We start from the raw sequence: 25,934 nt of genomic DNA, 5'->3' as shown, positions 1-25,934 counted from the left end.
AATATTAAATTAAACGCAACATTGAGGGCGTGAAGTCATGGCTTCTAAGCGCTCAATATCTTGCTGGTATTCAGTTTTCAAACAGTTCGATGCGATAAGGTCGTCAATTAACTTTAGCATCCAACCTGGTAAATCTTGTGACAGGCGGTAAAACACCCATTGTCCTTGGCGAACATCAGTCAAAATGCCGTTTGAACGCAACTGCGCAAGGTGGCGTGAAACCTTTGGCTGACTTTCTTGCAATGCCTGAGTGAGCTCACCAACAGACAAGCACTCATTGCGCACTATCAACATTAAGCAACGCACTCGCGTTTCATCGGACAGTAATTTAAAAAATTGGTGAGGAAGCATAACTATATACTCATATATGGATATGCATATATGATAGATGTAAAAAAACGCACGTCAAGGCGTGCGTTATAATTGTCATAAAAGTTTAACGAAGATAAATCAGAGCTGATTGGTTACGTTATGACTCCAGCGTCGAGCTTCGGTGAGCTCAGTTTTAACCTGTTCCACACTCAATCCTAAATGAGCACAGTGCTCATCCATTTGCTGCCAATCGGCATGTTCAAAGCTTTCTTCAAGGGCCAGCAAGGTTCCATATGGCCCTTCTCTACGTAGCAGAGCCACCTTGATACTTTTACACAAGGGCAGTTGCTCAACTAAATTCTCTAACGACAAGTCGAGCAGCGCATCAAGCAATGAGAACAAACCAATCATAAAGGCTTGCTCGGCATGCCCTTCAAATGCCTGATAACGAGACATACGTTGGCAGAACTGAGCTCGCTGAAGCGATAAGCCATATAGCTCTTTTGGCTTCTTATCAGAGACATAAGACGCCACCGCCAACGAGACAAACATTTTCAGCTTCTCTTGCCCCAGATAAACCAAAGCCTGACGGAACGAAGAGATGGTGACCTCAAGACGAGGTGACATGGTATTCACAAAACGCAGTAACTTATACGACAAGGCAACATCTTTCGCGACGATGCTTTCGACACGTTGAAAGTTGACTTCCGGCTTACACACTTCTTGAAACAGCTCCATAGCAATTACTTGCTCAGGGCTAATGTACTTGGTCTTGATGATTTCAGGTTTGCTGAAGAAGTACCCTTGGAAGAACTTAAAACCCGCCTCTTTCGCTTGCTTAAACTCTTGCTCAGTTTCGACTCTTTCAGCCAGAAAGCTAAACTTCTTCCCTTGATGAGCTCTTACCAAATCACACGCTTCATTCAAGCCCATTTGCATGATATCGAGCTTAACAATATGCGTGTATTTAAGGAATCGTTCCCATTCTGGCGTAGAGGTAAAGTCATCTAGGGCAATCATGTACCCCGCTTGATAGAGCTCTTTGACCGCCTCTAACAGCTCATCCGTCGGTTGGCAGGTTTCAAGAATCTCGACCACAACCTTGTCTTTCGGCAAGCCTAAAGGAAGCCGACGAATCAAGCTTTGATGAGGGAAATTAATAAAACAGCGCGAAGACGGAATCGAAGGGTTATGCCCAACCGATAAGAAGTTCTCAACAATCAGACGGTACGTTGCTCGATTAGACTCAATATGCGCTGGGTAGGCATTCCTTTCTCCGTCGCGAAACAACAGCTCATAACCAAGCGTGTTCTTGTTACGGTTTAAGATAGGTTGTCGAGCAACGTAGGTAGCGGTCATTTATCTATAACTCTATTGATTCATCTATAACTGTATTGCTTTACTAAGCTTTAGCGGCAGCAAGCAAGGCACCGCAACCCATGAACATACCACCAAATATTTTATTTATCTTACTCATTATACGATCAGAACGAATAAAACGTCCCATTTGTGAAGCTAATGAGGTGTAGCCCAACATAACAACACTATCAATGAATACTGTTGTAACTCCTAACACTAATAACTGCGGTGCTTGCGGTTGTGTAGGATCGATAAATTGAGGAAACAGAGCCACCAAAAACACGATAGATTTTGGGTTAGTTAGATTGATAAGCACGGCATTTCTAAGCAGCTTACCACTCGATAGCGTTGAGCTTTCTTCTGAAGCCACCAAGCTAGAATTATCACGCCATTTTTGAATACCCAACCAAACAAGGTAAACCACACCTACCCATTTGATGATGGTGAACGCCAACGCAGATTGAGCCACCAGAGCACCAATACCTGCACCCACCAGCATGATGTGGAATGCAAGACCGAGCTGTAAGCCGGCGATAGACGCAAGTGACTTCTTGGTGCCATAACTTAGCCCATTGCTGATTGAGTTAACGGTACCTGAGCCCGGAGCCAAACTAAACAATATCGCCGTGACGACATAAGCAAGCCAAACATGAGTATCCATTTGCATTTCCTTACTAGTTCTTTAATCTAACAACATTAGTAGCGATAAAGCTCTCACATGCATCAGTTCAGGTAATTTCCCATGGAAAACCACAGTGCCGCCCCATTTTCGTACACGCAAGAACCTGAGTTCGAGCAAGCGATTAAACACCCGATCCCTGCCCTTTGGCAACAACGTGAAGATGGGTATGTCACATCATCAGGTAAAAAGAAGCTGTACTGGTGTAGCCTAACCTCACCAACGCACACCAAAGCCATTGTTATTTCAAATGGCCGCATTGAGTGTTGCTTGAAATACCAAGAGCTCTTTTATGATTTTTATCAGCAAGGCTATGACGTTTATTCATTTGACCACCAAGGTCAAGGCCAGTCGGAACGTATGGTAACAGACTCTGACATTGGTCACATTCATGAGTTTGATGATTACGCCTCAGACATGTCTGACGTCATTGCCAGTTTTGACCTAAGCCGATACGCCAATCGCTACCTACTGGCACACTCAATGGGCAGCACCATAGCCACTCGCTATCTACAAACTCATCCCGATCACCCGTTTGACAAAGTTACTCTGTGCGCTCCGATGTTTGGGATTAAGACTGAATGGTACTTCAAGCCCATCGCGATGGTTGTTGGACAAGTACTCACCGCTTTCTATGCTAAGCCGACTTATGCCCCGGGGCAGCAAGCGTACTACTCTAAGCCCTTCGAAAATAACTTACTCAGCCACAGCAAAGTACGCTATCACTGGTTCCGTTGCTTGTATGACGGCTCCCCTTCTTTGCAGGTTGGTGGACCAAGCACTCGCTGGGTATGGCAAGGGTTAATGGCAGCCAAGCAGGCGATACAACAAACTCGTCAAATCAAGATCCCACTGCTATTGATTCAAGCTGGGGAGGAGAAGATTGTCAGCAACAGCGCTCAAGTGAAGTTCATCAATAAACTGAAGAAAACCAACTCAGCCTGCCAGTTTAAGGCCATTGAAGGGTCTAAGCATGAGGTGTTGTTTGAGAAAGACGAATATCGCAATCAAACACTGAATGCTATCAATCAGTTTTTTGCCTAGAGCTAATAAACTAATAAGCTAATAAACGAATAAGCGAATAAGCGAATAAGCTGAGTAACCGACCAAGAACATAAGCGCTAAAGAGGAAGAGAAGTAAGTGAGCTTTGCCCTCTTTTCTTGCATGAAATTGGCATACAATTTCTACCTAGAGATATTGTAGTTAAAACGATTCTAGCGTTGGCTAGCGTCGATATTGGTTAAGCATTTTTGCAATGAGGGTTAAATGAGTATTCCTGCACTAAAAGATTCCGTGAAAATTGTTGCTTCTGATTTAGATGGTACGCTTTTGGCTCCCAACCATCAGCTAAGCGACTTTACCAAGCTAACACTTAAGAAATTACACGACCAAGGTTATACCTTTATCTTCGCTACGGGTCGTCACCACGTCGATGTGGCGGGTATTCGTCAGATCGCAGGTATTCCGGCGTACATGATCACTTCAAACGGTGCACGCGTGCATGACCAGAACGATCAACTGATGTATAGCCAGAACGTGCCTCAGGAACTCGTTCAACCTGTTATCGATATTGTTCGCCAAGACCCAAATCTCTTTATTCACATGTACCAGAATGAAGATTGGCTACTGGACCGTGAAGACGAAATGCTGGCAAAATTCCACAGTGAGTCTGGCTTTAGCTACAAGCGCTTTGAAGCAGAAAATGCACCAAGCGAAGGTATTGCGAAAGTCTTTTTCACTCACCCAGAGCAGGACCACGAATATCTCGTCACGTTTGAACAAAAGCTAAGAGATGCTTTTGGCGACAAACTGAACATCGCCTTCTCTACACCTTGGTGTCTGGAAGTGATGGCCGCTGAAGTCTCTAAAGGCCACGCCCTAGACGCTGTTGCGAAATCACTGAACCTGACACTGGATAACTGTGTTGCCTTTGGTGACGGAATGAACGATGCCGAGATGCTGGCTATGGCAGGCAAAGGCTTAGTGATGGGTACATCGCATGAGAAAGTATTTAAAGCTTTACCAGACAATGAAGTGATTGGCAGCAGCGCAGACGACGCCGTTGCTCACTACCTAGAAAAGCACCTGCTCTAATCTCGTCGAAGAGATCTGAATAAATAAAAAGGCAGCCAATGGCTGCCTTTTTTGAACCTTACGTAAAAAGCTCTCTCTAACGCTAACGAGAACCTAGCACTTCTTTGCTTAAGATCGCCTGCCACTCTTGCTCTGTAACTGGCATGATGGATAAGCGATTGCCCCGTTTAACCAACGGCATTTCTGCTAGCTCAGGCATCGCTTTAAGCGTTGCCAAAGGAATTAAGCGCTCAGTCACTCGCACAAACTCGACATCCACCATTATCCAGCGCGGGTTGTCTGGCGAAGACTTGGCATCGTAGTAATCACTTTCTGGATCGAATTGAAAATGGTCTGGGTAGGCTTCTCTGGTTACTTTAGCGATCCCCGCTACGCCAACTTTCTTACATGATGAATGGTATATCATCACCAGGTCTCCAAGCTTAACGTCATCGCGCATCATGTTTCGAGCCTGATAGTTGCGTACACCCTCCCAACAAGAGGTTTTTTGTACTCTCAGAGTCTGAATAGAGAAGGTGTCGGGTTCTGTTTTAAATAACCAATATGCCATAATAAATCCAATTAACGGTTGCTCCGAGGAAGATATAACATGAAGGTAATGAAAAACCCAGTGACATGGCTAGTCGCATTCGCTCTACAAGGCTGTGTTACGGCACCTGATACGCCGCAACAACCTGAACTGCCTCCAGCAACCTTGGATGAGCCACTGAGCATTCAACCGCAAACCTTCATCATGCGTGGTCAGGTAGTGGTTGGCCATGAAAGCCGAACCTTCACCCCTTGCGGTAGCCAACAACAATACTGGTTAGATTTAACGCCAGAACTCGCATTAGAAGCGCAAGGGCTCTCAACGAGACCTTACCAAGCCTTATACGGCGAGCTGATTGGTCATCTAACCGTACCGAGCCAAACAGGGTATAACGCAGATTTCACGGCACGTTTCGTGGTTGATCAAGTGAATATCCTCACCGCAGAAAACCCTGATCGTTGTGACCAACTCCTGCGTTCAACACGTGTATTCGGCAATGAACCTTTCTGGTCAGCAAGCTTCGATAAAGACCAGCTCAAATACACTAAGATGGGCGAACAGCCACAGATCCTAGATATTGAATCAAGCCGCACCACACCAAGCAGTCGTGATTACCAATTAGAAGGTAAAGCAGCGCAAGGCAAACTCAACCTTACAAAAGAGAGTTGCAGCGACGGCATGAGCGATTCTATCTATGGATGGCATGCCAAGCTTAACCTCAATGACAGTAACTATAATGGCTGTGCAACGGTCTCTAACCAAGATCCAACATTGGACTGGAGCGGGCTCTACTTCGCTAGCTCAACGCAGAACACTGGATTCTCTATCAACCTTGAGCTCAACGATGACCACAGCGCCATTACGACATACTCGTACAGCAATGGAGACCCTTCTATTGTTGAGCAAGGCTTCTGGCAGCAACTGAACCAAAATCAGGTACAAGTGGTTATGACTCGCCACCAGCAACAGTATTTGATCTCTGAGCGCATCTTCACGCTCGATAACGGCAAGCTGGTCGCTGAAAAAGAAAAAGTGGGCAACGTTGTCTACCCGATTGCCAATGGCGGTCTGGTGCTATTCGAAGCTAAGAGTGCACAAGCGCAAGTCAACACCACCGCTAACGTTGATCTAACCGCAAAGCAGGTGAACTCCAGCGATCAATTTGATCAAAAAGTCGACCAAGCGATCCGCGAATACTTTAAGATCAATAACACCTCACCAGACAATACTAAGTACCGCTGGTTAACCTACGACTTAAATGGCGATGGTAAAGAAGAACTGTTTGCCCAGCTCGATTGGTGTGGTTCTGGTGGCTGTACACTGCTGATTTTCGAAAACCATCAAGATAACTGGCGCTTCAATAGCCGAGTGACACTGGTTAAGGGCGACATACGCTTAGGTAAATCGCAAAACCACGGCTGGCAGGATCTGATCTTCAATGTCAGTGGCGGCGGAGCAACACCTGCAAAACACACACTGTCATACTCTGGTGTGAGCTACCCACTCAACCCAAGTGTCGCTCCAGTTGCAGATGATGCTGATATCAGCGACGTGGTTTTGTTTGCTGATGGTGTATCACCTGCACAAAGTGGAGTTAAGCTGTAAAGATGAGTAACCAACAAGCTTGCCATGGTTGTGGCTTCACTCACCAGTGCGTTTGTCATCTAATACCGACGGTTGAAAGCCAAACCGAACTTGTACTACTGACTCATGAGAATGAACTGTCGCGAGACACCAACACCGGAAAGTTGCTTCAGCAATCCCTTGAGCAGTGTCAGTCCTTGATATGGCAAAGGAAAACACCACCAGCTGAGCTAGTGGCACTGCTTGAAGATGAAACACGACAACCGTTTCTTTTATTCCCGAGTGATCAAAGTATCGAGTGTCAGCAAGCAGTGATGACCCAAGCCATGAGTCGAAAACCGCTATTCATTATCTTGGATGGCACATGGCAAGAAGCGAAGAAGATGCTTAACAAGAGCTCGTGGTTACAAGCTATCCCACAAGTTCACCTCGACATCACCAGCGAATCCTCTTACACCTTGCGCCGCAATCAAGACAGTGGCCATCTGTGTACTTGCGAAGTGGGTATTGAGTTACTCAAATCTTTAGGTGAAAGCGAACCTGCCAAACTGATTAATGACTACTACCAACAGTATCTTAAAGTATTCCACGCCGACAAATGTGGCCACGCCCTCAAATAGATCAAGCAGGTGAGCGGGAAAGTAATATGCACATTTCAGGACGGGACTGATACTAAAAACAAAAGGGTGAGCCATAAGCTCACCCTTTTTACATCGTACTTTCGTTATTGAACCAACCAGTGTTTCACGTGAAACGCTCGCTCCATCAAAACAAACGCTGAGGTTGACCAAAGTAATACCCTTGCAGGTAATCGACACCCATGTCTTCAGCAATACGACACACCTGCTCATTATGAACGAACTCCGCCACCGTCTTAGCATTCAGAATCTGACATAAGCTCACCAGCTGTTGGGCTATTTTGCGTTGCTTTTTATCCTTATCGATATTGCGAATTAAACTGCCATCAAGCTTTATCACTTGTGGTTCCAGTTTCAATATCTCATCAATGTTCGAATAGCCTGAGCCAAAGTCATCGACAATAATATTCACACCAAGATCGCGGAAGTGATTACACACCTCGATCAAGCGGCCGTAATCCTGAATTTGCTCGGTTTCCAACACTTCTAAACCAATACGCTGTGGGTGACTGATTTTTTTGATGGCTTGTTCAAGGTGAAGAATGGTTTTCTCATTGCTGAAATCTTGTGGCGCCAAGTTAATTGAGAACGAATCGGTTCGCTGGCTCATAAAATCAAAGGTGCGCGTTATCATCTGGCGACTTAAACGCGTATAGAGATGAGTTCCCTCAATGATCGGCAAGAACTTACCCGGCGCAATCAACTGACCGTCCTCTTCAATTCGAACTAAGCACTCATAGCTTTCTACCTGGTGGCTATGCGCCGATACAATAGGTTGAGAGCACGCAACAATATTTTGATTGAGCACTGCGCGGCTCACACACGACAGCCAGCCGAGTTGCTCTTGGCGATGCTTCTCGAGTTGAATTAACGTCTTGGCACTCACCAAATGTTTATTCTGGCTCACCGCACTGCGTCGAGCTTCAATCGCTTTCAGTAACAAGTCATCAATCGAGGTCGCTGGAAAATCTCGACGACTCGCGACACCCGCACAGATTGAAACCGAAAGATAATCGATATCGGGTAGCCCCATCGGCTCAAAATTGACATGCTCGGTTTGGTCTGAAAATTCAGAGAAACGCTGATGAATGTGTTCTTGGCTGGCCCAACTATCAAACACCACCGCCCACTCACCAATACCAATACTGTAGAGCTGGCAACCCTCATCAAAAAACTGCCACAGTGCTTTCTGAAAGTACTCACTCAGATCATGCAGAAGTTTGTCACCTACTCGATAACCATACTTCTCATTGATTTGACCAAATGTGGTGACCTTCAAAGCCAACAAATGACTGTCAGAGCTCATTTGTGACAGCTTCTCACGCAGTACACTTCTATTGGGTAACCCAGTGCGACGATCAATTCGGTAGCTCGCCGTCAATGCAGTCGCTTGCTGCTGAATCTTACTCGCCATGCTATTGTTCATGTCATCAACATCAAGCAGTGCATTTCGAATCAATGAAAACAGAGGCGATATGTTGGTCGTGGGTTGTGTCTCTAATGGCTGTACAGCCTTGCCTTCACCTTCTCTAAGCGCGAGATAAGTGAGGCTATGATGCAGGATTCGTTGTTGGCCACGATCTTGATAGAGTTCTCCCATGCAGTACACTCCATAGGTGTCTGCGAGCGTCTGGAAGACCTCTACTTCTTGGTTACCATCAATAAAATCGATACGAGAGGTGCAGTTGTAGATAAAAAACTGCTCCGGTTTATGAGAGGCAATCTGTTGTACACCGAGTCGGATCTGCTCCAAGGTCAGTGAAGGATGGTCGTAACAAAACCTGACCTCATCACCAATCTGAAAATGACCACTAAATTCTATCTCTCCACATTCTCTCACCTTGAGTGGCAAATGAATATTTTGCTCTTTCGGGTCGCCGACCATCAAGGGGAAATTATGCAGTTGCTCGAAAGGTACTTCGAGGCCATCAGCAAGGTAGCGATTATAAAGATCGCGAACAGGCATACCATCCAATTCAGCCAACCGGTTATCTTGAGCACCAGTGACACGAAAGGTGCGGCCAATAGGGTTCCACTCGGTGTAATAACCCTTGGTGGTTACGAGCTCGACACTGTGCAACGCCAACATCACATAAGCATTCTCATAGCAAATGCCGTCTAGCATTACCCATCGCCCATTATCTGTGATGGTCGATGCACCGCCACAAATAGGCAATGAATATCTCGATTGTTCAAACGCTGAAAATAAGTCGCGGTTGTTTATCTGCAAGCGATCGGCGAAACAGATGATATTTTGAGTATTGGTATTACACTCAAGCTGCTGCCACATCGATTGACTATCTAATAGTGGTTGCTTGCTGTATTCGACAACGCCACAAGTGTAAGAGGTCGCATCGAAGCGAGTGACAATAAGATAGAGACCTTGATGCAGGATGACGCCTTGGCTGATGTAGTGGTTTGCACTACAGCCAATCAGCCTAGCATTAGGGAAAGTCGCTTGAATCACTTGGCAGGCAGCCAAAACCGAACCTTTCTCGAAAGAAGAAAACACCTGAATCAGTAGGTCTTCATGTTGATGAAAATCTATCTTTTGCAATTCACGCTGGGTTTGCTTTATATCTTGTATCAGGAGAGAGGTCGATTGCATATTCACATTAATCGTTACGTTAATGATTGGTTATTGTGCTTATTATAGATAAGGCTTGCACGGAATACTTACGATCGTCTTATAAATAATGTGACGTTAGTTAGACATCATTGATTCCACCCAAAACAGTCACCAATAGCGGCAGAACACTTTTTAAAGCAAGTCACAATAGGATACGGAAAGCTTTAACAACTAAAACAGTCGCTTAGGCTCACCAAAGTAGTAACCCTGCAGATAATCGACACCCATTTGCTCTGCTATCTCACAAACCTGTTGGTTATGGACAAATTCAGCGACGGTTTGCGCATTAAACACCTGGCATAAGCGAACCAACTGAGAGGCGATATTTCTTTGTTTTTGGTCTTTGTCGATGTTGCGAATCAGACTACCGTCGAGCTTGATAATCTGCGGCTCAAGCTTAATGATCTCATCAATATTGGAATAGCCAGACCCAAAGTCATCAACAATGATTCTCGCCCCAAGAGCACGGAAGTGATCACACACCTCAATCATACGACCGTAATCTTTAATCTGCTCAGACTCAAGAACCTCTAGGCCAAGTCGAGTGGGATCGTTCATAGCACTGATGGCGGTCTCGAGTACCTCAAGCGTCTTGTCGCTCAACAAATCTTGTGGGGATAGATTGATAGAAAATGAGCTTTGCTTATCCGCCATATAACCTATGGTGTTCTTAATCATGTGTCGGCTGAGGCGAGTGTAAAGGTGCGTGTCGGCAATGATAGGTAAGAACTTACCTGGTGGCACAATGGTACCGTCTGACTCCATGATTCTGACCAAGCACTCTTGGCCAATCATTTCGTGAGTACCGGACGCCACAATTGGCTGGGAATAAGTGATGATGTTCTGATCTAAAATCGCACGACTTACACAGCTCAGCCAGCCGAGTTGCTCTTTACGATCTTCTTCACTCACCTGAATGTCTTTAGCATTGGTGATGTGAGTGTTATTCCTGACCCCATAACGTCGAGCTTCGATCGCTTTCAATAAGATCTCATCACCACTATCAGTTAGGAAGTCGCAACGACTAGCGAAGCCGCCACACAGAGAAACTGACAGATAATCAATATCAGCCAAGCCATACGGCTCAAAATTGATGTGCTCAATATCATCAGCAAACTCAACGAAACGTTGCTCTATCTTATCGCAGCCAACATTGGCGTTAAAAATGATCGCCCATTCACCGACACCAATGCTGAACAGCTCTACTTTCACCTGAGCTTCCTTAGCCACACTAAGGTGTAATCGCTCGACAAAATGATTAGATAAATCAAGTAACAACTGGTCACCCACTTGGTAACCATACTTCTCGTTAACTTGATGGAAATTAGTCAGCTTTAACGTCAGTAAGTGCTCACTGAAGAGAATCGTATTGAGGCGCTCTTTTAATACGATACGGTTGGGTAGCCCGGTGCGAGAATCAATACGGTAGCTTTCGGTTAAACGACGCGCCTGTTGATGAAGTTTTTTCTCCATCTGCGTGTTCATACTGTCGAGATCAGCCACTGCATTTCTGACGAGATTAAGCAGTGGCGATACCGTTGAGTCACGCTGGAAATCTTCACAACGAAACTCATTAATCTCGTCCGACTCTCTCATCGCAATATAGGTGAGGCTGTGATGCAGTATCTCTTGGCGATCGTCGTTGCGGTATAGCTCGCCCATGCAGTATGCGCCGCACGCGTTTACTACCCCCTCAAATGGCTTGAGCTCAAGTTTACTGTCGATGAATTCAAGTCGAGAGACGCAGTTATAGATGATCACCGATTCCGGCTGATGCATGGCAAGCATCTCAGCGCCGTGACGCACTTTTTCTGCGGTCAAAGAAGGATGGTTATAACAAAACTGTGCCTCTTCGCCGACATGCCAAGGACTATCAAACTCGATACTGCCATCATCATTAATGCGCAGCGGTGTCGATATGCCCTTCTTTCTGCCAAGCTCTCGATAAAGCGGAAAGCTCATCAGCTGACTGAAAGGGAGATCTTTACCATCAGCAAGATAATGTTTGAATACGTCGATAGCCGGCTTGTCGTTCAACGCGTATAAGCGATTTCCGACTGCATGTGTGACTCGTAGCTTCATCCCGATCGGGTTCCACTCAGAATAGGCATCTGACCAAACCTTCAATCTGGGGTTAGTCAGAGCCACCGCCACACAAGCGTGTTGGTAGGTCTGTTCATTATGCATAACCCAACGCCCGTATTCATTCTCATGACACAAGCCACCAGCAACAGGCAATGTATAGGGTAGGTTTTCAAAGGCGCTATAGATAGGGTAATCACGACCTTCAACCTGATCGCATAGGCTGATGACCGTTTTCGCATCTTTCGAGAGATCTAGTTGAGAAGCGAGCTCTTGGCTGTCTTGGTTTGGGTTGCCTGTAAAAGGCTGAACCGCGGAGGTTAAACGGGTTTCATTAAACTCACTGATAATGATTAAGGTACAACGACTCTCAAGACAATTGTCACAGATAACATGACGAGCACTCTGGCCAATTAAGGTGGCATTTCTTAGGCGATTGAGAGCAACACTCGCGATTCGACGAGCCATATCAGAAGATTGGGTAGAGAAAAGTTGAATAAGATATTGTTTGCTGTCACACCACTCTCGCTGATCAAATTGAGATTTAAATAGCTCCTCAGTATTTGCGAGAAATGTAAATGTTTGCATGCCAACCCTTGATCGAAATAGAGTGAAGTGAAGAACCCGCAACCACTGCTATGACTGAAATGAATCGATAAAAAGTAGTCGCCAATTATCCTAGCCTAAACAGGCATTTAATTGCGACTAATGTAACAATTCAATATCATAAATGCGACACAATAAGCTTACAGAGGTCTTTAAATTAGTCGCATGAGATCGCTAAGTTGCTCTATTTCAACATCAGGCAGCACACTCGCCTTCGAAGAGAGGTATAAATTGGAACCAATGTCATTAAACCAGCATGCTTGGAAGCCATTTTGCTTAGCTCCGTAAACATCCGTTCTAAGGTGATCGCCGACATGAAGAATGTTGATGGCATCAACATCTAAGTATTGTTGCGCTTTATCAAACATATCTGGGTAAGGTTTTGCTCTACCGTTTGGGCCAGCTTTAAGGATTAGTTGAAAATACTGCCCTAAACCAATTTTATGTGGATCGACATTGCCATTGGTAATCGCAACCAAAGGAATGCGTTGGCTAAGTTCTGCCATCACTCGATGCGTTTCTTGAGGGACATCGACTTGATTGCGCAACCACAAAGCATGTTCTATCCCCTCACGAGCCGCCTGTTCAGCTTGCTGCTGAGAGTAGCCCAACTGCAGTAAGCCACTCTTAATCTGTGTTTCACGCCAAACGGTAACATCATGCTTTAAAGCTGGGTTTTCAGAGGCGACTTGCTGCTTAATGCCCTGCCACTCTTCAAGCGATAAAGAAGCCGACACTGGGTGCTTTTGGTAAAGCCACTGCGCCATCTCTTTTTCTACCATCATGATCACAGGCCAGTTGTCATACAGGGTGTCATCCAAGTCAAAGGTCATGGCTTTGATGGACTTTAACCCTCGATAAATTCGCATAGTAAAACCTTTAATCTATTCTTTATTCTTCTTACGTGCTCTTGGGTGAGCTTGATCGTAAGCTTGTGCTAAGTGTTGAAAGTCCAAGTGGGTGTAAATTTGGGTGGTTGAGATGTTTTCATGCCCAAGTAATTCTTGGACAGCTCTCAGATTTTGGCTCGATTCAAGCACGTGAGTTGCAAAGGAGTGACGCAGTTTATGCGGGCTAATATGACTCGCGACGGATTGCTTCTTACCCCACTCTTCCATGCGCTTTTGCACACTGCGATGAGAGATCCGGGTCCCTAACTTGGACACAAACAGGGCCTTTTCTCCCGGAGAAGCAAGATCACCGCGCACTTTGAGCCATTTATCGACCCACTCTTTAGCCAGTCCTGAAAACGGCGCTTTGCGTTCTTTGTCGCCCTTACCAATCACTCGGATTTCGCCTTGCCGGCCCAGCACATCTTTAAGATTGATGCCAACCAGTTCAGCGAGACGTAAACCTGCACCATACATCACCTCCATCATCGCTCGATCACGAATCGATAATGGATCGTCTTCATTCACGTCAAGCAACTGTCCGACTTCATCGACATCGAGATTTTTAGGTAAAGGACGCTGTTTGCGAGGTGCAGAAACCCCTTTGGCTGGATTTGCAGTCATTTCGCCACGTAACACAAGGAAATCAAAGAAGCTGCGTAGTGACGATAAGCGCGTCGCGATACTGCTCGCTTTCATTCCTTCTCGCATGCCTTTACTGGCAAGTTGTCTTACCCACGCCGCGTCTACTTGGCCCCAATCTTTCAGTCCAAGTGTGACCAAATGAGAAGCCATAGTTTCAAGTTGTTGTTTGTAATTACGTTGGGTGTGCAGGCTGAGTCCCTTCTCGCTTCTGAGATATTCATAGAAGCGAGAAAGTGGCTTTTGAAGGCTGTTAGGAAGAGGTATTTTGGGCTCTAGGCTCATTATTTATCTGCCAAGGTAAGGTGTCCGCCAAATGAGACACAACAAGTGCTAAATGGCGTAAAAATAGCGTATCCATATGAGGTTGGAAATGTCCGCCATCTTCACTAGAAAAGGCAAGCAAACCCAACGGAGACTGCTTAGCAAGTGGTAGTACTACATAAGAGCCTAGCTCTGGAACTTGGAAATCACCAAACAAATCGTGTCTGTCAGCTTTTCTCAAGCGTCCTAGATAAGCATCTTTACCATTGAAGTGGTTGAGCGAAAACTTCGAATAGCGCTCTTCACTCAGCTTATAAAAGCCAGGTTGCGAGAGAATTCGTACATGAGCTTTCAACCCTAAATCTAACGCTTTTTGTTCAACAGCTTTGATCACCTGCATAAAGTCACTGCATTTCAGCACGTGAGCTTGCAGATCCATAAATTCATAGAAGGTTTTATCGTTATTCGCTGCCAACGACATCAAGCCAGTGATCTCTTCCTCTAGCTCTTCGATTCGATGGCGTTGGCGTTTAAGCTGAACTTCCACCAGAGATACAGCGCCCTGCTCAACGTTATTGATAGCAAGGCGATCAACCAAACCTTTCCTGTCTTGGAAAAAATCTGGGTTATCACGTAAATATTCCGCGACCACTTCTGCGGTGAGTGCGTCGGCTTGAACGTAAGACAAAACCTATCCTTTATTTTTATGAATCTATTGGTTATGAATGTTTATTAGCAAGAAAGCTGACCATCAAACACATGGGTTGCCGGGCCAGTCATAAACAGGGGTTTACCCGGACCTTGCCAACTAATCTGCAAATCACCACCAGGTAGACGAACTTTCACGTTCTCAGCCAGCAAGCCTTGATTGATACCAACCGCAACTGCACCACATGCACCGCTACCACACGCCTGAGTTTCACCCGCACCGCGTTCATAAACACGTAAGCGAACTTCTTCACGGTTAATCACTTGCATAAAGCCAGCATTAACACGCTCAGGGAAACGTTCATGTGATTCAAGAAGCGGACCTAAGGTCTCCACATCTGCAGTATCGACATCATCAACAACGGTAACCACATGCGGGTTACCCATGCTTACGGCACCACAGAACAAGGTATGTACATCCGTTCTTAAGATATACGTCTTCTCAGGCTGCTTTGCCTTGAATGGGATTTTGCCAGGTTCAAACTCAGGAATGCCCATGTTGACAGTGATCTGGTCATTGTCTTCAATCTTGAGAACCATTTTACCTTTCTTGGTGCTCACGTTGATGCTGTACTTATTCGTTAAGCCTTTCATGCGAACGAATCGAGCAAAACAACGCGCACCATTACCACACTGCTCCACCTCACTGCCATCCGCATTGAATATGCGGTAATGGAAGTCGGTTTCTGGATCATAGGGAGCCTCAACCACAAGTAGCTGATCAAAGCCCACACCAGTGTGACGATCCGCCAAACGACGGATCAAATCTGGAGAAAAGAAAATATTTTGAGTAATGCAGTCCACGACCATGAAATCATTGCCCAAACCATGCATTTTAGAAAAGTGGAAGTGCATAACGCTTAAAATTACTCCGGAAGAATGTTTTCAAGTTCCCACAGACTCGTAAGCTCTTCACGCTGACGAACCAAGTGAGTTTTATCGCCATCAACCATCACTTCAGCCGCACGCGAACGAGTGTTGTAGTTAGATGACATAGCGAAGCCATAAGCACCAGCAGAACGAACGGCCAGTAGATCGCCTTCTTCAAGAACAAGGTCACGATCCTTACCTAGGAAGTCACCTGTCTCACAGATAGGGCCAACCAAGTCGTAAGTCACCGCTTCACCCTGACGCGGGCTCACTGGCACAATATCTTGCCAAGCTTGGTAAAGTGCCGGGCGCATCAGATCGTTCATTGCTGCATCTATGATGGCAAAGTTCTTATGCTCAGTAGGCTTCAGGAACTCGACTTTCGTTAATAATACACCAGCGTTCGCAGCAATCGCTCTTCCAGGCTCGAAAATCAACTCTAGATCAGAATGATTGTCTAAACGAGCCAACAAAGCCTTCGCGTAATCTGAAGGTTGTGGTGGTAATTCATCTCGGTAAACCACGCCCAAACCGCCACCTACATCAAGGTGTTTAATGTTGATGTCATTGGCACGTAGTTGGTCGATCAGTGCAAGCAGGCGGTCAGTGGCATCGATGAAAGGTTCGATATCCGTTAACTGAGAACCGATGTGGCAATCAATACCATGGATAGACAAGTTATCGAGTGTTTTTGCAAACGCATAAACTGCAGGAGCACGGTCGAAGGCAATGCCGAATTTGTTATCACGCAGACCCGTAGAAATGTAAGGGTGAGTGTTCGCATCAACATCTGGGTTAATACGCAGTGAAATCGGCGCTTTAACACCAAGCTCACCAGCCACTTTATTCAGTCGCTCCAATTCTGGCTCAGACTCTACGTTAAAACATTTTATGTTCAACTCAAGCGCACGCTTCATTTCAGCGGCTGTTTTGCCGACACCAGAGAAAACAACTTTTGCTGGATCGCCACCGGCAGCAACTACACGCTCTAGCTCACCGCCAGAAACGATGTCGAAGCCAGAGCCCAAGCGAGCCAAAGTATTCAACACGCCAAGGTTCGAGTTAGCTTTAACGGCATAACACACTAAGTGTGGGTGCTCGCCAACCGACGAATCAAACGCATTCCAGTGGCGCTCTAATGTTGCACGAGAATATACATACAGCGGTGTACCATATTGCTCTGCTAGTTGTGAAAGTGCGACGTCCTCAGCCCAAAGCTGGCCATCTTCCTGATAGTTGAAGTAATCCAAAGTTCTTATCCCTTATAAATAACGATTTCTGCGTGTTTTCACTTATTGTGATTGTTCAGTCTGCTGAACTTCATCAGGATCGTACAAAGGACCCGTTTGACCACAACCAGAAAGTCCAATAACGGACACCATAAACAGAGCGGTAATTAATTTTTTCATTTTGCATATCGTGATTATTAACTCAATGCCCCCTATAATCGCACCACACTCAGGAAAAGCAATAGGATAGAAAGGATGAACGAGACTGAATTTCATCAACTGGTCGATATACAGATGCAAAACATCGAAGAAGCTATCGATGAATCAGAGGCAGATATTGATTACGAAGTGACTGGTAACGTAATGACGCTGGAGTTTGAGAACCGCAGCCAAATCATTATCAACCGCCAAGAACCAATGAAAGAAATCTGGTTAGCGTCTAAATCTGGTGGTTTTCATTTCAAGCTAATCGACGACAAGTGGACATGTTCTAAGACGGGCATGGAATTGTTTGAGATGGTTAAAGAAGAATGCGCGAAGCACGCAGATGAAGCGATCAATTGGGTCTAATTATTGGTAAAAAACAAAAAGGAGTGAATCAATCACTCCTTTCTTAATATCAATTATCGAGAATAAACCTAGATGTTGACTATCTTTGAGCTCCGAGAAGCTAAAGTCGCATCATTACGGTAAGGCACCACGTAAGAGTTACCTTCTTCAGGATGAACAATTTGGTAGTACTGAGGTAGATTGAAATTAATCAACTTAGATGACACCTTCGACTCATCTTTTACTGAAGTGTAGAAAGAATTCACGCTCGCGATCATCTCATCTTTTTCACCGCTGTATTGGTGATACACCTCAACTTGATTCGACTCGTCCAATACATAAATATTGAAACCTTTGTCGGTATCCTCAAAGAAAAATTGAATTAAACCTTCACTCGCAAAACCATCAACCACTTCTGGTAGCTGATACTCTTGCTCTTTATCGAGCATCAGTAAAGGTGAGCCCTTCAGCTTATTCGTCGAGATACTACGATAGAAATCGACCGAGTTTTCCAGCATCTGCACCGAAACGCCACGACGTTCAAAGAACAGGCCAAACATCTTATTTGCCAGACGAATAGCCTTGAAGCGGCGGCGCTTCTCCGGCTCAATCGGTTTCAATCGTAAGTCGATACACTCAGCAAGCAGTTGATACACCATATTACGCATCACACCACGCAGGTTTTTGCTGTAACAGAACACATCGACCGATTCTGGCGGTAAAGCATCTTGGTGCATTTTACCAAGTACCGTCTTCAACGCGTCGAGCATTGCAGTATCACCTTGGAAATGAAGCGTACGTACTTCATGCCAAGAGTTACGATAAACCAGATCAACACTGCCGACTAAACTCTTACCCTCTTCACCAAAACTGAAGATATCGGCGTTCTTAAGATCAACCTTCAACGCACGACCACTTAATTCAGAAGTTGGGTCACTTTCAAAGTTGATGAACATCGCCAGTTGGCTTATTTCACACGGGCTCGCCAGAGCTTGCATACTCGGGCGACGCTTACGTAAAGAGAAGGTATTACGCAGGTCGCTCACCATTTGGTAGAACTTATCGATATCAATCTGAGCGTCACGTACCACAGAGTGCAAACGCGTCGACTCGGTAATCAAGCCATTAAAAAACGACCAAGCAACCAACTTACTCAAGTACTCATGGTGTTCCAGAGAAGGCTGACCAAGAATACGATGCGCTACCAGTGGCTGCTTATACAAGTACCAACCGGCTTTATTCGACTGACCCTGACGAACTTCTATGAAGCTCAAGTCTGGTTCATGCAGATCCGGGGATATTTGCGGGTTCAGTAATGTCACTTTACCCGGCAACACCTCAAACGCAGCGTAAAGCTTACGAGCCAAGATACTGATATCTTGTGGGCTGATTGCCGAAGTGATGTCGTTACGACGCGCAAATTGAATCAGATTGCGGTAGCTCAGCATCAAGGCATCGAGTAATGCATGGTGTACCACTTTAACTTGCTCTACCTTCCAGTTACGGCGGTTATCGAGCTCAGCAATGGTTTCATGTCCCCAATTCCAAGACTTAGTCATCTCAGTTAAGGCTTCACGACGCCACGCAACAGAACCAATGCCCGCATCTCGTGACAACTTCTCGTGGGTCTTAAGGTAGAAACAACGTCTCACCAAGTCCAATCGAGTGTGGTCGTTAATGCGTTCTAGATAGCGCGTTACCTTCTCAAGCATCAGATAGTAGCTATCCATGCCATACAGATCCGGTTCATCTGCGAAGAAGCGACGCTTGGTATCAATACTAAGCAGTTGGGTGTTTGGGTATTCCCATGAATAAGCTTCTAACAGGATCGCCTTCAAAACCGATTTATACGGTGAGTCGATACTCTTATAGAGCTGCCATAGGTTTGAACCAAAGTACTCTTCAGCAGGGATGCGGTTCAGCTTGCCGAAATCGATCCACTGCGAGCAATCAAGATAGCCATCCTGACACAGGCCTTGGACATACTCGTCGTAACACTCTTCCATTTCTGGCGGAATTATTTGCCACAACAAACGCTGGCCAGCCAAACGAACGGCAGAGCGATAGAACTCATCAAGCAGTAATAAGTGCTGTGAAGAACCACAGTTATCACCGGTCATCTCTTCAGAATGGTTTGAGCGGAAACGCTGTTCATCCATCAAGAAGAAGTTAGCTTCAACCCCTAAGGTTTCAGCCCAGTCGGTAATCAACAGACATTTGTTGGTCAGGCTGTCGCGAGATGCGCCATCCATATCCGGAGAAACACACACCCATATATCGAGATCACTTGAAGTGCTTTGGCCAATAGAAGAAGTACTGCCCATGGTGTACAAGCCCAGGATTGCTGGTTCAGCAGCCTCGGTGAGTTTTCCACCCAGCGTTAATTCGGTATCAGAGACAAATTGCTTTTGGAATTCATTAGGCGTGAAGCTACGAATTCCAAAAGGAACTTGTTGGTCATAATAACCAGGCATCATGGGATGATTGAAGTGAAGTAGTGCAGGAATAAGGTTGAAAACTCGCTGGCCTTGGACATTCATCAACGCCAACGCACGATCAATGCGCTGCTGATTAAGATTGTCTAATCGTTGAATCAAAGTCTGAGTGTAAGCCTGCAAGGTAAGTCCTTGGTTTGAGATTAAATGCACTTCTGTTTAGTTACTGAACGAAAGGAGCAACAAAACGTGATCAATTTAACACTTTTACCCTTAATGGTAAAGCAAAGGAACCTGTCATACTGGCCAATGCCTTGATGACAAAAAGTTAAACTCACGGCGCCGTAGTGTCCTCTTTATTACCTATTTCTAATAATAGCCCATGTTTCAAATGAGATACCAATCACACTATTTTGGTGAACTCATGAAAATCCCTCAGCTATCAAAGCATGGAATGATCAAACAGTAAGAATTTTCGCCTCACAATGGTAGGATTAGCCTATTACAGAACCTATATCGGAAACACCATGACAAATTCAGCACCAATCCGTATCGCGACCAGAAAAAGCCCTCTTGCCCTTTGGCAGGCATACTTTGTAAGGGATGCACTGCAAGCTGCTCACCCTGGTTTAGAGGTTGAGTTGGTAACTATGGTGACCAAAGGTGACATCATCCTAGATACCCCGCTGGCTAAAGTGGGTGGTAAAGGGCTGTTCGTTAAAGAACTCGAAGTAGCCATGCTAGAAGGTCGTGCTGATCTAGCTGTTCACTCAATGAAAGATGTACCGGTCGACTTCCCTGAAGGTCTAGGTCTAGCAACTATCTGTGAACGTGAAGACCCTCGTGATGCTTTTGTTTCAAACACTTACAACAACATCGACGAGCTACCACAAGGTGCTGTCGTGGGTACATGTAGCCTGCGTCGTCAATGTCAGTTGCTAGAATACCGCCCAGATCTCATCATCAAAGAACTGCGCGGCAATGTTGGTACTCGTCTAGGTAAACTCGACGATGGTCAATACGATGCGATCGTACTCGCTGCTGCAGGTCTTAAACGTCTAGAGCTAGAAGAGCGTATTCGTAGCTTCATCGAACCAGAGCAGTCTCTCCCTGCTGTTGGCCAAGGCGCTGTTGGTATTGAGTGTCGCCTTGATGACGAGCGTCTGATAAAACTCCTTGAACCACTGAATCATAAAGACACGGCTGATCGTGTACTGTGCGAACGTGCAATGAACCTTACCCTAGAAGGTGGTTGTCAGGTTCCTATCGGCAGCTACTCATTATTAGATGGCGATAATATCTGGCTACGTGCATTAGTAGGCGAACCAGATGGTTCTAAAATGGTTCGTGGTGAGATCTCTGGCCTTCGCAAAGATGCAGAAGCGCTTGGCGTTACTCTGGCAAATCAATTGCTGGATGATGGCGCGAGAGAAATCTTAACCAAGCTCTACGCTGACCAAGAATAATCATGACAGTGTTGGTGACACGTCCCGGCTCAGAGGGACAATCGCTTTGCCAACAACTAGCGGATGAAGGGATTCAAGCAATCCATCATCCGCTTATTCGTATCGTTGATAATCCACACTCATCGGATTTAAGCACCCAGCTTAATAACAGCGATATCATTATTGCAGTCAGTCACCACGCTGTGACCGCTGCCCAAAACATCCTTTCGAAAACTTCATCTATTTGGCCAACTTCGCCGCTTTATCTTGGCGTTGGTCAAAAAACTGCGCACGTTTTAAGCAAAGTTAGTAAACAAAAAGTAAACTATCCCCAAGTGAGTGATAGTGAGCATCTTCTCAAACTTACTGAACTTAATGGCGTAGATAATAAATCCATTTTGATACTGCGTGGAAATGGTGGGCGTGAGCTCATTAGAGATTCTTTACTCAATCGAGGTGCGCAAGTCTCCTATTGTGAGACCTACCGTAGAGAATATATTCCCATTAACGATCACAATATCTATCAAACATGGATAAACAAAAAAACGTCCAAAGTTGTCATCACTAGTCAGGAACAATTGGAGTATCTCTGCTCAATTACCCCTGATGAGTATTTGGCTTGGCTTTCAACGAGACAACTATTTGTCCCAAGCCAGCGCATAGTAGAACGAGCACAACAACTCGGTTTCTCGAACGTGACCAATACTCACAGTGCTACGAACCAAATATTACTGGCTGCTCTCCGGCCCTAGCTAGAAACAGGAAATAAGCATGACAAGCAAAAAAAATAATGAGCATATTGAACCTGAAAAGAAACAAGACACTCAGCCAGTAGTTGTTGAAAACGAAAAAGCTGAATCTACAGAGACAAAACAGCCTGAAAAAAAACTTGATGCCTCTGCGTCAAATACGGTTCAAAGTGAACAGCCTCAAGCTGAGCATAAAGAACAAATCGAGAAAGCAGAAAAGCAAGGTAAGCGCGGTGTCAAACTAGGCGCTATTGCGATCGCTATTTCTATTATTTTCAGTGGCGGCATCGCATTTCAAATGCAGCAAAAGAGCGCTGAGTACTCAACTCAAATCGCTGCTCTTCAAACACAACTGCAAAATACCCAATCTGCAGTAAATAAAGACCTGCAAACCATCAAGCAAGAGACTATCCAAGAAGCTTCTCACGCAGTGGAGAAAACTCAGGTCGTACAATCCCAGCAACAAAAGAGTATTCAAAGCCTGCAGTTAGCAGTAGCTGACGTTAAAGGCCGTCGACCAAATGACTGGTTGCTTGCTGAAGCCGATTACCTAGTAAAACTAGCAGGTCGTAAATTGTTCCTTGAGCATGATGCCGTTAGCGCAACCAAACTAATGGAAAGCGCCGATCAACGTATCGCCGCACTAAATGACCCAAGCTTAGTATCACTGCGCCAATCAATGACCAATGACATTACTAAGCTTCGCACTATCCCTCTTATCGACCGCGATGGCTTAGTTTTACGCATCACAAGCCTACAACAGCAAGTCGATACGCTACCGCTTGCCAATGCAATTCTTCCAGAAGCTGCAGTTGTTGAGAAAAAAGCGGTATCGAAAGATATTAATGATTGGCAGAACAACCTGATGACGTCGATGAAAGACTTCTCAGAAAACTTCATCACCTTCCGTAGTCGTGATGGTGAAGTCATCCCTCTACTCTCTCCTGAGCAACACTTCTACCTACGTGAGAATATTAAGGGCAAATTAGAGACCGCAATTCGCGCTGTCTACAAAGAGCAAGGTGATGTCTACAGTGCAGCACTTAATACCGCTAGTGAGTGGTCGAAAGCGTACCTAAACCAAGATAACAACTCAGTGATTGAATTTGAGAAGGCGATTAAACAGTTAAGTGAGCAGAATATCTCAGTGAAATACCCTGTAAAACTTGAGTCTCAAAATGAGTTGTCAGATGTTATACGCGAGCGCCTACGTCGTGAAGTGACAGTTATGACCACGGAGGAGAAATAATGATTCGCTGGATTTTTCTTTTTCTCGTTCTAGGTGCCGGATTAGTTGTCGGTACCCAGTTCTCAGGTCAACAAGGTTATGTCCTGATCTCGATAGCAAATAAGACCATTGAGATGAGTGTGACAACACTGGTTATATTTGTCATTGCTCTTCTAGCTGCTCTATTCGGCTTGGAGTACCTATTCAAAAAGCTTATGTACGCAAGCTCAACGACTTGGAACTGGTTCAGTGTTCGTAAACTAAAACGCTCTCGTCGTTATACCAATGAAGGCATCATCAAGCTTCTTGAAGGTGATTGGAAAGGCGCAGAGAGGAAAGTAACTCGTTGGGCTAATCATCACGACATGCCTCTACTTTGCTATTTAGTCGCTTCTCAAGCTGCTCATGAACAAGGTAATACGAGTGAGCGTGATAAGTACATCGAACTTGCTAGCCAACAAGAGGACTCTCTACTGGCCGTTGAGCTAACTAAAGCAAAACAACAGATCAGTGAGTCGAACTACGAAGCCGCATTCGATACACTTTCGACCTTAAAAGGTACATATCCTAATAACACCGCTGTACTTGGCCTATTAAAAGCCACCTACATGCAGCTTAAACTCTGGCAACCATTACTAGAGTTAACGCCTAAGCTAGCTAAAAACAAGCTTCTTACGGCTGATGAGCAAGTTGAGTTAGAACAAAAAGCACAATGCGGCTTGCTTCACGATGTGGCACAGCAGCAAGGTAGCGAAGGTTTAATCAGCCATTGGAACAAGCTTTCAAGAAAGCAGAAACAAAGCTCTCACCTTGTTTCCTGCTTTGTGAAGCAACTGATCGCTCGTAAAGCTGACTCAGAAGCCTTCACTGTGATCAAAGAGAACATTGCGAAGAGTGGTTCAAATGAGCTCTACATGTTGCTTCCAGAGCTTAACCTTGCCGATCACCACCCAGTCGTTGTGATGCTAGAGCGCGCCATCAGTAAAGATGGTGGCAATGCCGAAGCACACAGCGCATTGGCTCAGTTCTACCTAAGAGAACAGAAGTGGTCAGAAGCACAAATCCACTTCGAGAAAGCACTAGCACTTCGCTCAAACGTATCAGATTACGGATACTTATCTGATGCACTAGAAAAGCAAAACTTAACGAAGGCTGCTCACGAAGTTTCTCGCAAGGCACTCGCTCTCGTTCAACCAGCTTAAACTGATACAACTAACATGAAGCCGATGCCAAGCATCGGCTTTTTTGTATCTACTGTTTACCTTAGATAACTTCCTCAGTACCAATAAGCAAACACTAGAGATGGTAGTAAAAGTCTTCCATCCAAATCCCTTCTCCACACCAAGCTTATTGCAGACCGAAGCACCGTCCATTTGTATATGGCCCACCTAGCTCGGAACAATCCATAAGTCACACATCTTGATCATTGGTTTTCAAATACTATTAATGCTTTATAAGTACTGATTTTAAGTCATGAGGTTAAATCTTCATGAAATCCCCCGCAAGGTTTCCTAAAAAACACTGAGGGATACGTTAGATCTATCCGTATGTAGTTTTAGCAAACTATAAAACAAGCTGTTTAGAATCCATTTGAGCTGACTGACAACCTTTATATAGATTTTTGAAGGAATAACGATCAGATAACTTGGTTGGATTTGTACCGAAAGAAAAGACGTTTCGCAGTAGTTGTCATTTGATAGAGATTAGCTCTAGATTACAGTGGGCTTAGCAACTGGAATCATTAGATGAAAATTACATTTCAGTAATGTACCTCAAAGCGTTGGAGATCGTAAACCCGACCTACCTCCGTAACCAACCTATTGGTTTAAGATTGAAGAAGTAAATGTATTCAGACTCTAGACGAAATCAATTCTGAGACACAGCAAAACTCCGAAGTTTAAAGCGCGGCTTAATCATCACTCAACAGAAGTAATTAAGAAGCCACAGCTACTGATAAAACTCCTGCTAACTTATTTATTAAAATCAATTTGTCATGTTAGAGCCCATAAACGCAAAGCCCTGCTATTGCTAGCACAGCTTTCTAATCAATCGTTGATTCAACGATTACTAGCAAAAACAACCTTTTACGGAAGCCAAAACCAAGAGTTAAAACTCATACCCCAGAAACGACGAAAGCCTAGTCGTCAGACTAGGCTTTCTAATAAGTAGCGGAATGGACGGGATTGTGGGCTTCAGGAAAACCCTTTGTGGGACTCTTCGGACGAAGGGCAAAACACTTTTCTTTAGATGTAAAAAAGCCCTGCTATTTCTAGCAGGGCTTTTCTAATAAGTGGCGGAGTGGACGGGACTCGAACCCGCGACCCCCGGCGTGACAGGCCGGTATTCTAACCAACTGAACTACCACTCCGCAGTGGTCAACTCACTAAGTGAGCGTCCATATCTCCAGGTCGG

General features: G+C 45.1%; 22 protein-coding genes and 1 tRNA gene. 9 read left to right on the top strand and 14 right to left on the bottom strand.

Going from position 1 to position 25,934, the window contains the following annotated elements; genetic code table 11:
• Positions 1-9 precede the first annotated feature (9 nt).
• From L3V35_RS24195 to rhtB, 3 genes are all read right to left on the bottom strand, one after another.
• The gene (locus L3V35_RS24195; RefSeq protein WP_017104736.1) at positions 10-351 is read right to left on the bottom strand and encodes a metalloregulator ArsR/SmtB family transcription factor; all 342 of its coding nucleotides are present in this window, start codon (positions 349-351) and stop codon (positions 10-12) included.
• 99 nt (positions 352-450) lie between these two features.
• Positions 451-1,671, bottom strand: coding sequence for an EAL and HDOD domain-containing protein (locus L3V35_RS24190; protein ID WP_054548349.1), 1,221 nt, complete (start codon positions 1,669-1,671; stop codon positions 451-453).
• Positions 1,672-1,714: 43 nt separating this feature from the next.
• Positions 1,715-2,332 carry a homoserine/homoserine lactone efflux protein gene (gene rhtB, locus L3V35_RS24185; RefSeq protein ID WP_004736604.1) on the bottom strand — a complete coding sequence of 206 codons (618 nt, stop codon included), beginning with the start codon at positions 2,330-2,332 and terminating at the stop codon, positions 1,715-1,717.
• 81 nt (positions 2,333-2,413) lie between these two features.
• Between rhtB and L3V35_RS24180 the strand changes: the two genes are divergently transcribed.
• Both L3V35_RS24180 and L3V35_RS24175 read left to right on the top strand, forming a co-directional pair.
• On the top strand, positions 2,414-3,394 hold the full coding sequence (locus tag L3V35_RS24180; protein ID WP_237300780.1) for an alpha/beta fold hydrolase: 981 nt from the start codon (positions 2,414-2,416) through the stop codon (positions 3,392-3,394).
• 223 nt (positions 3,395-3,617) lie between these two features.
• On the top strand, positions 3,618-4,445 hold the full coding sequence (locus L3V35_RS24175) for a Cof-type HAD-IIB family hydrolase (RefSeq protein ID WP_004736606.1): 828 nt from the start codon (positions 3,618-3,620) through the stop codon (positions 4,443-4,445).
• An 82-nt stretch (positions 4,446-4,527) separates the two neighbouring features.
• Here the strand turns inward: L3V35_RS24175 and L3V35_RS24170 are convergent, their stop codons facing one another.
• Positions 4,528-4,995: an EVE domain-containing protein gene (locus L3V35_RS24170; protein ID WP_017096078.1), complete on the bottom strand. Its 468-nt coding sequence runs from the start codon at positions 4,993-4,995 to the stop codon at positions 4,528-4,530.
• A 39-nt stretch (positions 4,996-5,034) separates the two neighbouring features.
• On the opposite strand from L3V35_RS24170, the gene L3V35_RS24165 reads away from it, so the two are divergent.
• On the top strand, positions 5,035-6,579 hold the full coding sequence (locus L3V35_RS24165; protein ID WP_171313193.1) for a hypothetical protein: 1,545 nt from the start codon (positions 5,035-5,037) through the stop codon (positions 6,577-6,579).
• 2 nt (positions 6,580-6,581) lie between these two features.
• Complete coding sequence (locus L3V35_RS24160; protein WP_017083175.1) at positions 6,582-7,178, top strand: DTW domain-containing protein; 597 nt, start codon at positions 6,582-6,584, stop codon at positions 7,176-7,178.
• Positions 7,179-7,323: 145 nt separating this feature from the next.
• On the opposite strand, the gene L3V35_RS24155 is transcribed toward L3V35_RS24160, so the two are convergent.
• The 8 genes from L3V35_RS24155 to L3V35_RS24120 all read right to left on the bottom strand — a co-directional run bounded on the left by L3V35_RS24155 (position 7,324) and on the right by L3V35_RS24120 (position 17,392).
• Positions 7,324-9,804 (bottom strand): EAL domain-containing protein, encoded by a 2,481-nt coding sequence (locus tag L3V35_RS24155; protein ID WP_171313194.1) that lies wholly within the window; start codon positions 9,802-9,804, stop codon positions 7,324-7,326.
• Between the two features lie 192 nt (positions 9,805-9,996).
• Positions 9,997-12,495 carry an EAL domain-containing protein gene (locus tag L3V35_RS24150; protein WP_237300779.1) on the bottom strand — a complete coding sequence of 833 codons (2,499 nt, stop codon included), beginning with the start codon at positions 12,493-12,495 and terminating at the stop codon, positions 9,997-9,999.
• Between the two features lie 170 nt (positions 12,496-12,665).
• On the bottom strand, positions 12,666-13,382 hold the full coding sequence (gene yigB / locus L3V35_RS24145) for a 5-amino-6-(5-phospho-D-ribitylamino)uracil phosphatase YigB (protein WP_171309429.1): 717 nt from the start codon (positions 13,380-13,382) through the stop codon (positions 12,666-12,668).
• Positions 13,383-13,397: 15 nt separating this feature from the next.
• Positions 13,398-14,330 carry a tyrosine recombinase XerC gene (gene xerC / locus L3V35_RS24140; protein WP_171309430.1) on the bottom strand — a complete coding sequence of 311 codons (933 nt, stop codon included), beginning with the start codon at positions 14,328-14,330 and terminating at the stop codon, positions 13,398-13,400.
• Positions 14,299-14,997 carry a DUF484 family protein gene (locus L3V35_RS24135; protein ID WP_017090344.1) on the bottom strand — a complete coding sequence of 233 codons (699 nt, stop codon included), beginning with the start codon at positions 14,995-14,997 and terminating at the stop codon, positions 14,299-14,301. Before L3V35_RS24135 ends, xerC begins: the two co-directional genes overlap by 32 nt.
• Positions 14,998-15,041: 44 nt before the next feature.
• Entirely contained in the window at positions 15,042-15,872 is an 831-nt protein-coding gene (gene dapF, locus L3V35_RS24130) for a diaminopimelate epimerase (RefSeq protein ID WP_004736615.1), read from the bottom strand.
• 11 nt (positions 15,873-15,883) lie between these two features.
• Positions 15,884-17,137, bottom strand: coding sequence for a diaminopimelate decarboxylase (gene lysA / locus L3V35_RS24125; protein ID WP_009848209.1), 1,254 nt, complete (start codon positions 17,135-17,137; stop codon positions 15,884-15,886).
• A gap of 42 nt (positions 17,138-17,179) precedes the next feature.
• Positions 17,180-17,392, bottom strand: a complete 213-nt coding sequence (locus tag L3V35_RS24120) for a lipoprotein (protein ID WP_017104751.1) — start codon at positions 17,390-17,392, stop codon at positions 17,180-17,182.
• Between L3V35_RS24120 and cyaY the strand changes: the two genes are divergently transcribed.
• Positions 17,372-17,686: an iron donor protein CyaY gene (gene cyaY, locus L3V35_RS24115; RefSeq protein ID WP_171309431.1), complete on the top strand. Its 315-nt coding sequence runs from the start codon at positions 17,372-17,374 to the stop codon at positions 17,684-17,686. The genes L3V35_RS24120 and cyaY overlap by 21 nt on opposite strands.
• Positions 17,687-17,754: 68 nt before the next feature.
• On the opposite strand, the gene L3V35_RS24110 is transcribed toward cyaY, so the two are convergent.
• Entirely contained in the window at positions 17,755-20,283 is a 2,529-nt protein-coding gene (locus L3V35_RS24110) for a class I adenylate cyclase (RefSeq protein ID WP_017084846.1), read from the bottom strand.
• A gap of 344 nt (positions 20,284-20,627) precedes the next feature.
• Here L3V35_RS24110 and hemC point away from each other — a divergent pair, with 344 nt between their 5' ends.
• The 4 genes from hemC to L3V35_RS24090 are packed head-to-tail and all read left to right on the top strand — an operon-like array spanning position 20,628 to position 24,724.
• Positions 20,628-21,566 carry a hydroxymethylbilane synthase gene (gene hemC, locus L3V35_RS24105; protein ID WP_102447801.1) on the top strand — a complete coding sequence of 313 codons (939 nt, stop codon included), beginning with the start codon at positions 20,628-20,630 and terminating at the stop codon, positions 21,564-21,566.
• Between the two features lie 2 nt (positions 21,567-21,568).
• Entirely contained in the window at positions 21,569-22,297 is a 729-nt protein-coding gene (locus L3V35_RS24100) for a uroporphyrinogen-III synthase (protein WP_054542664.1), read from the top strand.
• 19 nt (positions 22,298-22,316) lie between these two features.
• Positions 22,317-23,543 (top strand): uroporphyrinogen-III C-methyltransferase, encoded by a 1,227-nt coding sequence (locus tag L3V35_RS24095; RefSeq protein WP_017091151.1) that lies wholly within the window; start codon positions 22,317-22,319, stop codon positions 23,541-23,543.
• Positions 23,543-24,724 carry a heme biosynthesis HemY N-terminal domain-containing protein gene (locus tag L3V35_RS24090; protein WP_102572232.1) on the top strand — a complete coding sequence of 394 codons (1,182 nt, stop codon included), beginning with the start codon at positions 23,543-23,545 and terminating at the stop codon, positions 24,722-24,724. The genes L3V35_RS24095 and L3V35_RS24090 overlap by 1 nt, the downstream gene beginning before the upstream one ends.
• Before the next feature lie 1,089 nt (positions 24,725-25,813).
• On the opposite strand, the gene L3V35_RS24085 is transcribed toward L3V35_RS24090, so the two are convergent.
• Positions 25,814-25,890 (bottom strand) — tRNA-Asp (locus tag L3V35_RS24085).
• Positions 25,891-25,934: the final 44 nt, after the last annotated feature.

Origin of the sequence: Vibrio sp. L5-1, from assembly GCF_021728315.1 — a bacterium.
Classification (GTDB): Bacteria; Pseudomonadota; Gammaproteobacteria; order Enterobacterales; family Vibrionaceae; genus Vibrio; species Vibrio splendidus_K.
The sequence above is the reverse complement of the archived record's forward strand: the minus strand, read 5'-3'. Positions and strand labels throughout refer to the sequence as shown.

Excerpts from the sequence above, each read along its gene's own strand:
- xerC (WP_171309430.1), bottom strand. The coding sequence starts at position 14,330 with ATGAGCCTAGAGCCCAAAATACCTCTTCCTAACAGCCTTCAAAAGCCA.
- L3V35_RS24175 (WP_004736606.1), top strand. The coding sequence starts at position 3,618 with ATGAGTATTCCTGCACTAAAAGATTCCGTGAAAATTGTTGCTTCTGAT.
- L3V35_RS24100 (WP_054542664.1), top strand. The coding sequence starts at position 21,569 with ATGACAGTGTTGGTGACACGTCCCGGCTCAGAGGGACAATCGCTTTGC.
- L3V35_RS24165 (WP_171313193.1), top strand. The coding sequence starts at position 5,035 with ATGAAGGTAATGAAAAACCCAGTGACATGGCTAGTCGCATTCGCTCTA.
- L3V35_RS24120 (WP_017104751.1), bottom strand. The coding sequence starts at position 17,392 with ATGAAATTCAGTCTCGTTCATCCTTTCTATCCTATTGCTTTTCCTGAG.
- L3V35_RS24195 (WP_017104736.1), bottom strand. The coding sequence starts at position 351 with ATGCTTCCTCACCAATTTTTTAAATTACTGTCCGATGAAACGCGAGTG.
- L3V35_RS24095 (WP_017091151.1), top strand. The coding sequence starts at position 22,317 with ATGACAAGCAAAAAAAATAATGAGCATATTGAACCTGAAAAGAAACAA.
- dapF (WP_004736615.1), bottom strand. The coding sequence starts at position 15,872 with ATGCACTTCCACTTTTCTAAAATGCATGGTTTGGGCAATGATTTCATG.
- yigB (WP_171309429.1), bottom strand. The coding sequence starts at position 13,382 with ATGCGAATTTATCGAGGGTTAAAGTCCATCAAAGCCATGACCTTTGAC.
- L3V35_RS24180 (WP_237300780.1), top strand. The coding sequence starts at position 2,414 with ATGGAAAACCACAGTGCCGCCCCATTTTCGTACACGCAAGAACCTGAG.
- L3V35_RS24090 (WP_102572232.1), top strand. The coding sequence starts at position 23,543 with ATGATTCGCTGGATTTTTCTTTTTCTCGTTCTAGGTGCCGGATTAGTT.
- L3V35_RS24155 (WP_171313194.1), bottom strand. The coding sequence starts at position 9,804 with ATGCAATCGACCTCTCTCCTGATACAAGATATAAAGCAAACCCAGCGT.
- L3V35_RS24150 (WP_237300779.1), bottom strand. The coding sequence starts at position 12,495 with ATGCAAACATTTACATTTCTCGCAAATACTGAGGAGCTATTTAAATCT.
- L3V35_RS24160 (WP_017083175.1), top strand. The coding sequence starts at position 6,582 with ATGAGTAACCAACAAGCTTGCCATGGTTGTGGCTTCACTCACCAGTGC.
- L3V35_RS24190 (WP_054548349.1), bottom strand. The coding sequence starts at position 1,671 with ATGACCGCTACCTACGTTGCTCGACAACCTATCTTAAACCGTAACAAG.
- L3V35_RS24170 (WP_017096078.1), bottom strand. The coding sequence starts at position 4,995 with ATGGCATATTGGTTATTTAAAACAGAACCCGACACCTTCTCTATTCAG.
- rhtB (WP_004736604.1), bottom strand. The coding sequence starts at position 2,332 with ATGGATACTCATGTTTGGCTTGCTTATGTCGTCACGGCGATATTGTTT.
- cyaY (WP_171309431.1), top strand. The coding sequence starts at position 17,372 with ATGAACGAGACTGAATTTCATCAACTGGTCGATATACAGATGCAAAAC.
- hemC (WP_102447801.1), top strand. The coding sequence starts at position 20,628 with ATGACAAATTCAGCACCAATCCGTATCGCGACCAGAAAAAGCCCTCTT.